At 73.0% G+C, this 13,538-nt stretch carries 15 protein-coding genes; 12 read left to right on the forward strand and 3 right to left on the reverse strand.

Annotated elements, in window-relative coordinates; all coding sequences use genetic code 11:
* The first annotated feature begins 95 nt into the window (after window positions 1–95).
* Together HBO46_RS20800 and HBO46_RS00220 are read left to right on the forward strand one after the other, a co-directional pair.
* Window positions 96–1,544, forward strand: a complete 1,449-nt coding sequence (locus HBO46_RS20800; protein WP_166135272.1) for a fatty acid desaturase — start codon at window positions 96–98, stop codon at window positions 1,542–1,544.
* A gap of 52 nt (window positions 1,545–1,596) precedes the next feature.
* The gene (locus HBO46_RS00220) at window positions 1,597–2,175 is read left to right on the forward strand and encodes a TetR/AcrR family transcriptional regulator (protein WP_166135275.1); all 579 of its coding nucleotides are present in this window, start codon (window positions 1,597–1,599) and stop codon (window positions 2,173–2,175) included.
* A gap of 6 nt (window positions 2,176–2,181) precedes the next feature.
* Here the strand turns inward: HBO46_RS00220 and HBO46_RS00225 are convergent, their stop codons facing one another.
* From HBO46_RS00225 to HBO46_RS00235, 3 genes are all read right to left on the reverse strand, one after another.
* On the reverse strand, window positions 2,182–2,844 hold the full coding sequence (locus HBO46_RS00225) for a pentapeptide repeat-containing protein (RefSeq protein WP_166135278.1): 663 nt from the start codon (window positions 2,842–2,844) through the stop codon (window positions 2,182–2,184).
* 25 nt (window positions 2,845–2,869) lie between these two features.
* On the reverse strand, window positions 2,870–3,055 hold the full coding sequence (locus HBO46_RS00230; protein WP_166135281.1) for a hypothetical protein: 186 nt from the start codon (window positions 3,053–3,055) through the stop codon (window positions 2,870–2,872).
* Window positions 3,056–3,329: 274 nt separating this feature from the next.
* On the reverse strand, window positions 3,330–3,611 hold the full coding sequence (locus HBO46_RS00235) for a hypothetical protein (protein ID WP_224769289.1): 282 nt from the start codon (window positions 3,609–3,611) through the stop codon (window positions 3,330–3,332).
* Window positions 3,612–3,744: 133 nt separating this feature from the next.
* Here HBO46_RS00235 and HBO46_RS00240 point away from each other — a divergent pair, with 133 nt between their 5' ends.
* The 10 genes from HBO46_RS00240 (at window position 3,745) to HBO46_RS00285 (ending at window position 13,091) form a co-directional block, all read left to right on the forward strand.
* Window positions 3,745–4,593 carry a helix-turn-helix transcriptional regulator gene (locus tag HBO46_RS00240; RefSeq protein WP_207949854.1) on the forward strand — a complete coding sequence of 283 codons (849 nt, stop codon included), beginning with the start codon at window positions 3,745–3,747 and terminating at the stop codon, window positions 4,591–4,593.
* Between the two features lie 445 nt (window positions 4,594–5,038).
* A complete protein-coding gene (locus tag HBO46_RS00245) occupies window positions 5,039–5,638 on the forward strand; it encodes a DUF222 domain-containing protein (protein WP_166135284.1) in 600 nt (199 codons plus the stop codon).
* Window positions 5,639–5,814: 176 nt separating this feature from the next.
* A complete protein-coding gene (locus HBO46_RS00250) occupies window positions 5,815–6,324 on the forward strand; it encodes an HNH endonuclease signature motif containing protein (protein ID WP_166135287.1) in 510 nt (169 codons plus the stop codon).
* Between the two features lie 59 nt (window positions 6,325–6,383).
* Entirely contained in the window at window positions 6,384–7,622 is a 1,239-nt protein-coding gene (locus tag HBO46_RS00255) for a M15 family metallopeptidase (protein WP_166135290.1), read from the forward strand.
* Window positions 7,623–7,658: 36 nt separating this feature from the next.
* The gene (locus HBO46_RS00260; protein ID WP_166135293.1) at window positions 7,659–8,636 is read left to right on the forward strand and encodes an NADPH:quinone oxidoreductase family protein; all 978 of its coding nucleotides are present in this window, start codon (window positions 7,659–7,661) and stop codon (window positions 8,634–8,636) included.
* 68 nt (window positions 8,637–8,704) lie between these two features.
* Window positions 8,705–9,043 carry a hypothetical protein gene (locus tag HBO46_RS00265; RefSeq protein ID WP_166135295.1) on the forward strand — a complete coding sequence of 113 codons (339 nt, stop codon included), beginning with the start codon at window positions 8,705–8,707 and terminating at the stop codon, window positions 9,041–9,043.
* Window positions 9,044–9,106: 63 nt separating this feature from the next.
* Window positions 9,107–11,065 (forward strand): M13 family metallopeptidase, encoded by a 1,959-nt coding sequence (locus tag HBO46_RS00270; protein ID WP_166135298.1) that lies wholly within the window; start codon window positions 9,107–9,109, stop codon window positions 11,063–11,065.
* On the forward strand, window positions 11,062–11,841 hold the full coding sequence (locus HBO46_RS00275; RefSeq protein WP_166135301.1) for a 2-phosphosulfolactate phosphatase: 780 nt from the start codon (window positions 11,062–11,064) through the stop codon (window positions 11,839–11,841). Before HBO46_RS00270 ends, HBO46_RS00275 begins: the two co-directional genes overlap by 4 nt.
* Before the next feature lie 10 nt (window positions 11,842–11,851).
* Window positions 11,852–12,766, forward strand: coding sequence for an alpha/beta hydrolase fold domain-containing protein (locus HBO46_RS00280; RefSeq protein ID WP_224769290.1), 915 nt, complete (start codon window positions 11,852–11,854; stop codon window positions 12,764–12,766).
* 22 nt (window positions 12,767–12,788) lie between these two features.
* Window positions 12,789–13,091 carry a DUF2470 domain-containing protein gene (locus HBO46_RS00285; protein WP_224769291.1) on the forward strand — a complete coding sequence of 101 codons (303 nt, stop codon included), beginning with the start codon at window positions 12,789–12,791 and terminating at the stop codon, window positions 13,089–13,091.
* The last annotated feature ends 447 nt before the right edge of the window (window positions 13,092–13,538 follow it).

The following is a 13,538-nucleotide window of genomic DNA, read 5'->3' on the forward strand; positions in this document are numbered from 1 at the left end:
AGCGGCCCCCTTGTCAAGCAGGTTGACAATCCCTAGGGTTCTGTCAACCACGCGCTGGCCGTGCCGGCTCGCTCTCCGATCGCCCAGGAGGCCCCATGACCGTCCAGAGCACCATCCCGCCCGGCTCGGTCGAGCAGTGGCGTGATCCCAAGCGCCGCCTCTGGCTGATCGGGCTGGTGGTGCCCTCCCTGGCGTTCGTGGCGTACGCCGGCTGGGGGCTCACCGGCTTCGGCGGGTTCCTCTGGATCGGGCCGGTCGTGATCCTCGTCGTCGTCCCGGCGATCGACCTGTTGACCGGCCTGGACCGCTCCAACCCGCCCGACGACGTGATCGAGCAGCTGGAGCGCGACCGCTACTACCGCTGGATCACCTATCTCTTCCTCCCGGTGCAGTACGCCGGCTTCCTCGGCGCGATGTACCTCGTCGCGCGCGGCGACCCGCTCCTGGGCCAGGGCGACCTCGCCACCTGGGAGAAGGTCGGCCTCGCGGTCTCGATCGGCTGCATCGGCGGGATCGGCATCAACACCGCCCACGAGCTCGGGCACAAGAAGGAGAGCCACGAGCGCTGGCTGTCCAAGATCGCGCTGGCGCAGAGCTTCTACGGCCACTTCTACATCGAGCACAACCGCGGCCACCACGTGCGCGTCGCGACCCCCGAGGACCCGGCGAGCAGCCGGCTCGGCGAGAGCTTCTACGCGTTCTGGCCGCGCACCGTCCTCGGCTCGCTCAGGAGCGCCTGGCACCTGGAGAAGCGCCGCTTCGCCCGCCGCCAGCAGCACCCGTTCCGCCCCGGCAACGACGTCCTCAACGCCTGGCTGATGTCCGTGGTGCTGTGGGCCGCGGTCGTGGTCTGGCTCGGTCCCGGGGTGCTGCCCTACCTGGTGATCCAGGCCGTCGTCGGCTTCTCGCTGCTGGAGGCCGTGAACTACCTGGAGCACTACGGGATGCTGCGCCAGAAGGTCGGCGTCGGGAAGCGCGAGCGCTACGAGCGCGTCGACCCCTCGCACTCGTGGAACTCCAACAACATCGCCACCAACGTGCTGCTCTACCACCTCCAGCGCCACAGCGACCACCACGCGAACCCGACCCGGCGCTACCAGACCCTGCGCGACTTCGAGGAGAGCCCGGTGCTCCCGACCGGGTACGCCGGGATGATCGGGCTGGCGCTGGTCCCGCCGCTGTGGCGCCGGGTGATGGACCCCCGGGTGCTCGCGCACTTCGACGGCGACGTCACCCGCGCGAACATCTCCCCGCGCCGGCGCGACAAGGTGCTCGCGGCGGCGTACCCGCCCCCGGTTGCCGAGGCGGTCGAGGGGCAGGTCGAGGGGGCGCGCGCCGACGTGACGGCGGTCGATGCCGAGGAGGTGCTCGCCGCGGCGTGCCCGAGCTGCGAGTACGTCTACGAGGTCGCCGCCGGCGACGAGCACGAGGGCTTCGCGGCCGGCACCGCCTGGGCCGACATCCCCGCCGACTGGTGCTGCCCGGACTGCGGGGTGCGCGAGAAGGTCGACTTCGTCCCGCGCGAGCGGGCGGTGACGGGCTGAGCCGTACGCCGGCGGCCGGGCCGGCCCGGGGAGTGCTTCCTAGACTGGTGTCATGTCCCTGACCACTCGCGAGCGAGTCCTCGATGCCGCGGTCGCGATGACGACCGAGGAGGGCTGGGCGAAGGTCACCATGGCCCGGCTCGCGGACCGGGTCGGGGTCAGCCGGCAGACGGTGCACAACGAGATGGGCACCAAGGCCGGTCTGGCCGAGGCGATGGTCCAGCGCGAGCTCCAGCGGTTCCTCGGCGAGGTCAGCGCCGCCTTCGACGCCTACCCCCACGACCTGGTCGCCGCGGTGCGCGCCGCGTCGCTCGCGGTCCTCGAGCACGCCCAGGACAACCGCCTGCTGCACGCGGTCGTCTCGGCGACCCATGGTGCGGACACCGAGCTGCTGCCGCTGCTGACGACCCACTCGGAGTCACTGCTCGCCGGCGCCAAGGCCGTGGTCGCCCTGCGGGTCGCGGCGTACGACGTCTCGCTCGTGCCGGCCCAGCTCGACGCCGGCATCGACATGATCGTGCGGGTCGTGCTCAGCCACGTCATGCAGCCGTCCGCCACGCCGGCCGCCACCGCCGAGTCCATCGCGTGGGTCGCGGCTCGCGTGCTCGGCGCGGATCGCCCGAGCGGCTAGGCGCGCTCAGCGCTCGACGCGGATCCCCAGGGCGTCGGCCAGCGCCGGCGCCAGCCGGGCGAGCTGGTCCGGGCTGACGGTCGCGCCGCGGAGGTCGAGCAGCCCGTCGACGACCGCGAGGTCGGCGCCGCGCAGGTCGAGGTCGCTCAGGGTGCTGCCGCGGACGTCGAGCTGCCCCACCCGGCTGTCGGCGAGGCGCACCCGCCGCGCCTTGGCGTTGCTGAGGTCGAGCTCCTCGATCAGGCAGTCGGTGAACGCGACGTCGAGCAGCTCGGCGCCGCGCAGGTTGACGAAGCTCAGCTTGCACCCGACGAAGTGCACCGAGCGCCACTGCGACTCATACGCCTCGAGCGAGCCCAGTCGTCCGCTCACGCGTACGTCGCGCCACTGCCCGCGCGCGGCACGCACGACCGGCAGGACCACGCGGTCGAGGTGGACCTCCGAGAGCCGCGCGCCCTTGAGGTCGGTCTCGTCGGCCGACACGCTCGTCAGCTGCGTCGACGCCAGGACCGCCCCTGTCAGGTCGAGGTGGTGCAGCGTGAGGTCGGCGTACCGCACCGACTCCAGGTCGGCGTTCCGCCGCAGGTCCGCGGGGTCACCCTCGGCGAGGGTGCCGAGCCGGAGGTCGTCGATCTGGGGCGGCCGGGTGGACTTGCGGGCGGGGGGCAACGCGCGCTCCTTGGCAGGGGGTGGCTCAGCGGTGGGTGGGGTCCTGGGGCTCGCTCGGCGCCGGCGGGCGGGCGGCAAGGAGGGCCGGGTTCATGCGGATCGCGTCGTTCACGCCGTACCGCACGGCGAGCCGGATGATCCAGAACACCGCCCAGACGCAGACGAGGGCGAAGACGACGGTGAAGAGAGGGAGGACGAGGATTCTGGACACCGGGCAAGGGTAGGGGTGACCGGCTTCGGTGCCGCTGTCGTGGTCGGGAGCCGTCGCCGTGGACGTTCGCGGCGTCGACTGTTCCGTTTGCTTCCTTGGCTTCATCAACGGCCGGGGCACCCAGGGCCATTGGCAAGGCGCTGCACGTCCACTTCTTCTGGAAGGCGTCAGTCCAACGACGACGACACCGAGGGCTCTGCCGCCCGATCGTCGCCTCGGAGGCTCATCCGTACGTGCACCCGGCTCGTCCCGACGAGCCGGGTCCACGTGTCGGTCACCCGCGCCGGGTGAGGAGCCAGACCCGGGCGCGCTGCAGCCAGGGCAACTCGCCGAACACGATGGTCGGCACGGCAACCGTCGCCAGTACGAACGTGCGCAGGACCGGGTTGGCGTCGCTTAGCCACGGGCCGAGGACCAGCGACAGTACGGTCAGGGTCGGGAAGACCGCCAGCCAGATCATGACGGCCATCTGCGGCCGGGTGGGCGGACCGACCGGCGCGGGTGCGGTCGCCTGGACGTGGCTGGTGTCGGCCTGGCTTTGGGTGATGGTGCTCATCGACTTCTCCTTGGGGTGATGACGGGGTGTCGAGCAACCACGGTGGTCGTGCATGACCATGCGGAGAAGGCACAGCTCAACCGGGGACTGGCGGTCCCTGTCTGAACCACCGCCGGTGACGCAGGATGGGGGCATGATCGACCGTGCCGGCCTGGCCGACTTCCTCCGCCGGCGCCGCGACGCCCTGCGCCCCGAGGACGTCGGGCTGCCGCCGGGCTTCCGGCGCCGCGCGCCGGGACTGCGCCGCGAGGAGGTCGCGCAGCTGGCCGGGATGTCGACTGACTACTACTCCCGGCTGGAGCAGCAGCGTGGCGCGCACCCGTCGGCGCAGATCGTGGCGTCGCTGGCCCGAGCGCTGCGCCTGGAGCTCGACGAGCGCGACCACCTCTACCACCTCGCCGACCTCACGCCCCCGGCGCGACGGGCCGGGCGGCACATCGGTCCCGGCCTGCTCGCCCTCGCCGACAGGCTCACCGACGTGCCGCTCGTCATCGCCACCGACGTCGACGAGGTGCTCTGGCAGAACGCCCTCGCCGACGCGGTGCTCGGTCACCGAGAGCCCGGGACGGGTCGCGAAAGCAACATCACCTGGCGCTGGTTCGCGGTCCCCGGGAGCCGGGACCGCTTCCCCGGGGAGCACTGGGCGACCCACTCCGCCGCCCACGTCGCCGACCTCCGGGCGACCCACGCCAGGAGAGCCGGCGACCCCGACGTCGTCGAGCTGGTCAACGACCTGCTCGAGCGGAGCGCGGAGTTCCGCAGGCTCTGGGAGCGACACGAGGTTGCCGTACGTCGACATGCGCTCAAGTCGATCGTGCACCCGGAGGTCGGGCTTCTCGAGCTGACCTGCGAGATCCTCTTCACGCCCGAGGAGGACCTGCGGATTCGTGCGTTCCTGCCGGTCGAGGGCACCGATGCCCGGGAGAAGCTCGAGCTTCTCCGGGTGATCGGCACGCAGAGTTTCGAGCAGAGCGGCACCTGACGCAGGCGCCCTCGGTGCGCGACTGCCAACGATCCTCGACGGTTGTTGCATTTCGGCTGCCCACGCTTCTCGTGGGGCTCTCATTTGGCCTGTGTGACCGGGCGTCGCCAGGGCCAGGAGAGGCTCAAGAGGTGTTTGCCCAGCTCGAAGCAGCGTTGCCCTCCCGGCTCGTCAATCACCGCGGTTCGAGCTTCGGAGGAAGGCGTGAGCACATCGACGAAGACAGGCCGAGTCGTCAGTGGGATGGACCCGCACAAGCGGTCGGCGACGATCGACGGGGACTGCTGCACGAGGGCGCAAGACAGTAGTTGCTTTGGCTCGGAGTGGTCGTCCGCTTCGCGGCGGATTGCCCCTCTTCACACCTGCCGCGGGGCGGCGTCGTCGTGGTCCAGAAGTGTCGGTGGTCTCTGCTTGACTGGACCTCAGTCGACGCAGGGAGACGACCGTGAGCGTGCAGGCGGTGGCGGAGCACCCGGTGAGCCGGTGCGTGGCCGAGGTGGCCGCGTCGCTGGCGGCCGTGCGCGACGTCGACGCGGCGTACCTGCCCGCTGCGGCGCACCGTGACGCGCTGGTCGAGCTCACCCGCCTCGTCGGCCAGCTCGAGGAGCTGCGGATGCGCGTCATCGATGCCGCCGGCGGCCCAGGCGGGCTGGCGCAGGACGACGGGGCACGCACGTCAGCGGCCTGGCTGGCCTCGCGCACGCTGACCGGGTACGGCGCCGAGCGGCGGGCCGAGCTGCTGGCCTCGGCGGTCTCCCAGCGCTGGGGGCGGGTCGGGGAGGCGTTGGCCGACGGTCGCATGCGCGTCGAGCAGGCCCACGTCATCGTGAAGGCGCTCGACGACCTGCCGACCGACGAGGTGGCCGCCGACGTGCTCGACCGTGCGGAGGCGCACCTGGTGGCGCTCGCGGAGACCTACGAGCCGCGCAAGCTCGAGCTGCTCGCCAGCCGCATCCTCGAGGTGGTGGCCCCCGAGCACTACGACGAGCTCGAGCGCCAGGCCCTGGAGCGTGCCCAGCGGCGCGCCCACAACGCCACCGCCTGACCATCCACCCCCGCGGCGACGGCGCGAGCGACGTCAAGGCCCGGGTCCCCGACGCGGTCGCCTCCCGCCTGCGCACCCTGCTGGAGGCCTGGACCTCCCCGCGGCACGCCGCGTCCAGCGGGGACATCAGCGGCCGCGACCCGGCCACCGGGGCGCGGCTGACCCAGGAACGCCTCATGGGCCTGGCCTTCTGCTCCCTGCTGGAGTCCGTCGACCCGGCGCGGCTGCCCGTCCACGGCGGGGCGTCCACCCAGATCGTCATCACCATCGACCTGGAGGCCCTGCGCAGCGGCCTCGGGCACGGCACCCTCGCCACCAACGGCGACCGCGAGACCCCGGTCAGTGTCGGGGAGGTACGCCGCCTGGCCTGCCACGCCGGCATCGTCCCGGCCGTGCTGGGCAGCCGCAGCGAGGTCCTCGACCTCGGGCGCAGCAGCCGGCTCTTCAGCCCCGCCCAGCGCCGGGCCGCGCTCGTGGGCCGCCACACCTGCGCCGGCCAGGGCTGCACGATCCCCGCCACCTGGTGCGAGGCCCACCACCGCCGCAACCCCTGGTCTCGCGGCGGCACGACCGACCTCGACGACCTCGAGTTCCTCTGCCGGTGGCACCACCAGCGCGCCCACGACCCGACGTACACCACCGAACGCCTGGCCAACGGCGACGTACGGTTCGCGCGGCGGACGTGAGGTCGCGGCGGCTACCGTCGGATGCCAACACTGGGCTCGGGTCGGGCGGGGGTACGACGATGGGACTGCGGCAGACGCTCGGCGCCGGCGCGATCGCCGGCGTGCTGCTCCTCGCGGCCGCGTGCGCGGAGTCGCCGAGCGAGGAGCCCGGGCCGCCGGCGGCCGGCCGCAGCTCCGGATCCGAGCTGGCGGCCGGGGGCCAGGACCCGCAGAGCCCCGCCACCTCCGCCGGGGACGACCCCTTCGCCGAGTACGCCGTGGAGCGCCCCGGCCCGCTGCGCGAACGCCTGCTCTCCGCCGACATCCTCATCTCCACCGAGGAGACCATCTCGAAGCAGACGGTGCAGCGGATCCGCCGGCTGCCGGGGGTGACCGCGGTGGAGCCGCTGTCGGTGGCCCTGGTGAGCGTGGAGGACCGGGTGCTGTCGGTGGCGGCGGTCGACGCGGCCGGCTACCGCCGCTTCACCGGGCTCGCGACCGCCGAGGAGCAGGCGGTCTGGGACCGGGTCGCCGGCGGCGAGATCGCGGTCCGACCGGCGCTCCAGGCCAGGCTGCCCCTGGACGAGCAGGACTTCGTGCGCCTCGGCAGCGAGGAGGGCTCGCCCAGCGCCCACGTCGGGGCCTGGGCGCCGCAGGTGCCGACCATCGACGCGGTGGTCAACGAGCGCTGGGCCGAGGAGCTCGGCATGCAGCCGGGCAACGCGCTCGTGGTCTCCACGACGATCACTGCCCCGCAGGCGATCCGCGGGCCGGTCAAGCGCATCCTCGGCGCCAACGCCTCCATCCAGCTCCTCGACATCGCCACCCGCCTCGGCCTGGACCCCGACGCCGTGCAGACCGCGGTCGTGGTCGGCACCGTCGCCGACGCGGTCGGGTCCTTCAGCTACCGCACCCTCGGCGGCGGCCGGATCGCGCCCGACCCGGCCTGGGTGGCCAGCCACATCAGCACCGAGCAGGTGCCGATCCTCGGCACGATGACCTGCAACCGGGCGATCTTCCCCCAGCTGCGCGCCGCGCTCGAGGAGGTCGTGGCCAGCGGGCTGGCCGGCGAGATCCACCCCGAGGAGTACGCCGGGTGCTACTACCCGCGCTTCATCGCCGGCAGCACCACGCTGTCCAACCACTCCTTCGGTCTCGCCTTCGACATCAACGTCCCCGGCAACCAGCGCGGCACCGCCGGCGAGCTGCACCGCGGCGTCGTCGCGATCTTTGAGAAGTGGGGCTTCGCCTGGGGCGGCGACTGGCGCTGGACCGACCCGATGCACTTCGAGCTCGCGCGGCTGGTCGACCCGGATTGAGCGTCGCGGGCGCTCCGGCTGGGTAGCGTGCGTCACATGCGAGCCGTCCAGGTCATCACCACCACCGGTCCCACCGACATCGAGCTGCGCGACGTCCCCGCGCCGAAGGCCGGGCCCGGGGAGGTGCTCGTCGACGTCCACAGCGTCGGAATCTCCTTCCCCGACCTGCTGCTCAGCCGCGGGGAGTACCAGCTGCGCCCCGAGCCGCCGTTCACCCTCGGCGTCGACTTCGCCGGCACCGTCGCCGAGCTCGGCCCGGGCGCGGAGGAGCGCTTTGCGGTCGGCGACCGGGTCGCCGGCGTGGGCGGGTACGGCGGCGCGGCCGAGCAGGCGGTCAGCCCGGTGGACTTCACCTTCGCCCTCCCCGACGCCCTGTCGTACGACGAGGGGGCGGCGCTGCCGATGAACTACCTCACCGCCCAGTTCGCCCTCGACGAGCGGGCCGGGCTGCGCGCGGGGGAGACGGTGCTGGTGCACGGCGCCGCCGGCGGGGTCGGTACGGCGACCCTCCAGGTGGCCCGCGGCATGGGAGCGCGCACGATCGCGGTGGTCAGCACCCCCGAGAAGGGCGACTTCGCCTGGGCCGCGGGCGCCGACGAGGTGGTGCTGCTCGAGGGCTTCCGCGAGGCGGTCGGCGAGCTGACCGGGGGACGCGGTGTCGACGTCGTGCTCGACCCGGTGGGCGGGGACGCGTTCACCGACTCGCTGCGGGTGCTCGCGCCGCTCGGGCGCCTCCTGGTCGTCGGGTTCGCCTCCGGGCAGGGGATCCCGCAGGTGAAGGTCAACCGGCTGCTGCTCAACAACGTCGACGTGCGCGGCGTCGGGTGGGGCGCCTACGCGATGGCGCGCCAGGGCTACCTGCAGCAGCAGTGGGCCGCGCTGGTGCCGATGATCGCCGACGGCGCGGTGCGCCCGCCGATCGGCACGACGTACCCGCTCGAGGACTTCGGGCGCGCGCTCGTCGACATGGACGAGCGCCGCACGCTGGGCAAGTCGGTCGTGCGGGTGCGCTGAGCCCGACTGGGAGCCCACGGTCGCGCCCCGTGGCGACGGGTTCAGGCCGGGCGGGGCAGGATGGCGCCATGAGCATCGACGACATCACCCGCCAGGCCGGCCACATCATCCTCGACGGCATCACCGCCGCCGACGTCGAGACCGGCGAGGCCATGGAGGCCGCGTTCGGCAAGCTGCTCGAGATCGAGGCCATCGAGGTCACGATGGACGAGGAGGAGGGCGAGCTCGAGCTCGACATCTCCCCGCTCATGGGCGGCGTGCTCGCCGTCGTGCGCGAGCTCGTCGACGAGGTGGCCCGCCGTGACGGCTCCAGCGTGGAGGACGTGCTCGCGCTGATGCGCGGTCGCCTCGACGCCATCGAGCGCGAGGAGCCGCACGACCACGACCACGACGGTCACCAGCACTGAGCGACCAGTTCTGAGCGCCCGGCCCCCGACCCTGCGTCGGGGGTCGCGGCTATCGTCGTGACGGTGAGCATCCTCGACGACGCCCGTCCGGGCATGAACCCCGACATCCGGCCCCAGGACGACCTCTTCGGTCACGTCAACGGACGCTGGCTGGAGGAGACCGAGATCCCTGCGGACCGCTCGAGCTGGGGTCCGTTCGTCCAGCTGGCCGACACGGCCGAGACCCACGTACGCGAGATCATCGAGCACCTCGCCTCCGGCGGCGCCCCGAGCGTCGCGGATGCCGGGGCCGCGGACGACGCGCGCAAGATCGGCGATCTGTTCGCCTCCTTCATGGACACCGAGCGCATCGACGCCCTCGGCCTGGCCCCCGCGCAGCCGCTGCTCGACGCGGTCGCCTCGCTGCGCGAGGTCCGCGACGTCGCGCCGCTGCTCGGCGAGCTGGAGCGGCTCGGCGGCCATGGGCTGTTCGGCTCCTACGTCAGCACCGACGCCCGCGACTCCGACCGCTACCTGTTCCACCTCAGCCAGGGCGGCCTCGGCCTGCCCGATGAGTCCTACTACCGCGAGGACAAGTTCGCCGAGATCCGCGCGACGTACGTCGACTACCTCACCCGGCTGCTGGGCCTTGCCGGCCACCCCGACCCCGAGGGCGCCGCACGCACCACCCTCGAGCTCGACACCCGACTGGCCAAGGGCCACTGGGAGCGTGCCGAGACCCGCGACGTGCAGAAGACCTACAACCTGCTGAGCGAGGCCGAGCTCAAGGAGCTGTGCCCGGCCTTCGACTGGGACTCCTACATCACCAATCTCGGCGGCGACGACCAGACGGTCGCCCAGGTGATCGTGCGCCAGCCGTCGTTCTTCGCCCACCTCTCCGGGCTGCTCAGCGAGGTTCCGCTCGCCGACTGGCAGGCCTGGCTGACCACCCGGGTGCTGCGCTCGGTCGCGCCGTACCTCACCGACGACTTCGTCGAGACCAACTTCGACTTCTACGGCCGCACCCTCAACGGCACCCCCGAGCTGCGCGCGCGCTGGAAGCGCGGCGTCTCGCTCGTCGAGGGCGCCCTCGGCGAGGCCGTGGGCCGCGAGTACGTCGCGCGCCACTTCCCGCCGCGCGCCAAGGCGATGATGGACGAGCTGGTCGCCAACCTGATCGAGGCCTACCGCCGCTCGATCACCGAGCTCGACTGGATGACCGAGGAGACCAAGCAGCGCGCCTTCGCCAAGCTCGACACCTTCCGGCCCAAGATCGGCTACCCCGAGAAGTTCCGCGACTACAGCGCGCTCACGGTCACCCGCGACGACCTGCTCGGCAACGTCGCGGCGGTGTCGGCGTTCGAGACCGACCGCCAGCTCGCCAAGATCGGCAGCCCGGTCGACCGCGACGAGTGGTTCATGCTGCCGCAGACGGTGAACGCCTACTACAACCCCGGCACCAACGAGATCTGCTTCCCCGCCGGCATCCTGCAGAAGCCGTTCTTCAGCCCCGACGCCCACCCGGCCGAGAACTACGGCGGCATCGGCGCGGTCATCGGCCACGAGATCGGCCACGGCTTCGACGACCAGGGCGCGCAGTACGACCCGCTGGGCAACCTCGAGGACTGGTGGACCCCTGCCGACAAGGCCGCCTTCGAGGTCAAGACCAAGACCCTCATCGAGCAGTACGACGGCTTCTCCCCGCGCAGCCTGCCCGGCGAGAAGGTCAACGGGGCGCTGACGGTCGGTGAGAACATCGGCGACCTGGGCGGTCTGACCATCGCGCACCGCGCCTACCTGATCTCCCAGGGCGGCACCGCGTCGGTCGAGGACCGGCGCACCCTGTTCACCAACTGGGCCTTCGTGTGGCGCACCAAGCGCCGCCGCGAGCAGGAGCAGCAGTACCTCACCGTCGACCCGCACAGCCCGCCGGAGTTCCGCGCCAACATCGTGCGCAACCTCGACGAGTTCCACGAGGTGTTCGAGACCCGTCCCGGTGACGGGCTGTGGCTCGAACCCGAGGCCCGGGTGCGCATCTGGTGAGCCGCGGATCCCCGGGCGCCCGCGGAGGGACGCACCCGGCGCACACCCAGCGCCAGGCCGTCCGCTTCGACTGGGGCCTGCCCGGGGCACTCGCCCAGGACGCCGACGTGACGGTGGTGGTGGACGTGCTCTCGTTCACCACCACGCTCACCGTCGCGCTCGAGCGTGGGATCGAGGTCTTCCCGTTCGGGGCCAACGACGTCCGGGCGACCAGCTATGCGCTGACCCGCGACGCCACGCTGGCGGTCGGTCGACGCCGGGCGCTTCCGGGCGAGGTCAGCCTGTCGCCGAACTCGGTGGCGACCGCCGACCCCGCCGTACGCCGCCTGGTGCTGCCCAGCCCCAACGGCTCCTCGATCTGCTTCGCGCTGGCGGCTGCCCGCCCCGGCAACACCGTGCTCGCCGCCTCGTTCCGCAACGCCGGCCCGGTCGCCGACGCGGTGCGCGCGGAGATCGCTGCCGGGCGCACGGTGGCGCTCATCGCGGCGGGGGAGCGCTGGCCGGACCGCTCGCTGCGTCCCGCGGTCGAGGACCTCTGGGGTGCCGGGGCCGTGCTGCGGGCGCTCACCGCGCGCGGGGAGCAGGACCTCAGCGTCGAGGCGCGCGTCGCGGCCTCGGCGTACGACGCGGCCTCGGGCGCGCTGCACCGCGAGCTGTTGGACAGCGCGAGCGGCCGTGAGCTCGTCGACCGGGGCTTCGCCCGCGACGTCGAGATCGCGACCGGCACCGGGAGCCGCGTGGTCCCGCGCCTCCAGGGCGAGTCCTTCGCCCCGTAACCTGCCCTGCGTGTCGTGGCAGATGAGGACGGTGGGCGCGCTGATGCGCGTCACGCGGCGGCGGCGCTTCGCCGATCCCGACGGTGGGCCGGCGCTGCTCGCGCGGCCCAAGGGCCCCTCGGACCCGCCGGCGCGGCTGCGACGCCGCTGCGTCGTGGAGACCGACGTCGTCGAGGGCTTCGCGGTGCACCGGGTGCGCGCTCGCGCGACGGCGCCGGGTGGTCCCGCGGTGGTCTACCTGCACGGCGGCGCCTACGTGAGCGAGATCGTGCGCCAGCACTGGTCGCTCGTCGAGGACCTGGCGACCGCGCCGGGACCCGGGGTGGAGGTGGTGGTGCCGATCTACGGCCTGGCGCCGCAGCACCACGCCACCGATGCGCTGCGCCTCACCGGCGCGGTGCTGCGCGGGCTGCTCGACGAGGACCGCCCGGTGCACCTCGCCGGGGACTCCGCCGGTGCCGGGCTGGCGCTGGCGCTCGCGCTGCACCACCGCCCGCTCGGGCCCGGACTGCTGCGGGGCCTCACGCTGATGGCGCCCTGGCTGGACCTGCGGATGGCCAACCCCGGCATCGACGCGGTCGAGCCGCACGACCCGTGGCTGGCACGCCCGGCGCTGCACGCGGTGGCCAGGTCCTGGGCCGGCGGGCTGCCGCTCACGGACCCGAGGGTGAGCCCGGTCCTGGGCAGCGACGAGGCGCTGGCCGCGCTGCCGCCCGTCGAGCTGTGGGTCGGCACGCGCGACATCACGCTGCCCGACACCCGCCTGCTGGCCGAGCGGCTGCGCGCCGCGGGGGTCGCCGTACGACTGCACGAGGAGCCGGGCGCCATTCACGTCCACCCCCTGCTGCCGGTGCCCGAGGGCCGGGCCGCGCGGCGGGAGCTGGTCCGCCGAGCGGTCGACTCCCTGGCCGTCGCACCCGCGTAGGACCCGCCTAGAATCCAGGGCTGTGAGCACCTTCCCCACCGAGGTCGTCGAGGCCGTCTGCCGGCACATGAACGACGACCACACCGAGGACAACCTGTTGATCGTGCGCGCCTTCGCGCTGCCCGAGGCGAGTGCCGCCGTGATGACCGGGGCCGATGGCGACAGCGGCCACTTCCGCGCCACCACGCCGGCCGGGGAGCAGGACGTCCGGGTGCCGTGGCCGGGGGCGCCGATCACCGAGCGCGCGGAGATCCGCCGCGAGGTCGTCGCGCTGTACGACGCCGCGTGCGCGCGCCTCGGGGTGGAGCGCCGCCCGGAGCACTGAGCGCTCGCGCCGCCAGGACGACGGCGTCCCCGTCGCCGAGGCGATCGCCCGCATCGCGGCGCCCTGCCAGTACCTGCTCGCTGGGCGGGTGGTCGCCGGGAGACTCGGTGATGCGACCACGCCAGCCTCAACAGTCAGATTGCGTCGACGTTTGGTCCCCAACGACAACGATCCGGCCTGTTGGGGTGCTGTTCGTGACCAATCGTTGGTGGTGTCGAGCGGCTCGGCGAGCGACCGGCTCGGTCGGCCGCTGACCACCGGCAACGGCCCGGAGCCGGGGCGAGTTCGTCCTACACTCATCGGGACCGATCCGGACGTACCCGCCCAGCGTGGTTCGTGCGACGGACGCACTGTCCGCCGGACGACGTGCGGGGGTGGCGCGCCCGCGCCGGCCTCGAGATGCCGGCGCCCGCCGGGGGTCTCGACCCCAACGGCTCGCAAAGGACA

It is taken from the genome of Nocardioides ochotonae (assembly GCF_011420305.2).
Classification (GTDB): domain Bacteria; phylum Actinomycetota; class Actinomycetes; order Propionibacteriales; family Nocardioidaceae; genus Nocardioides; species Nocardioides ochotonae.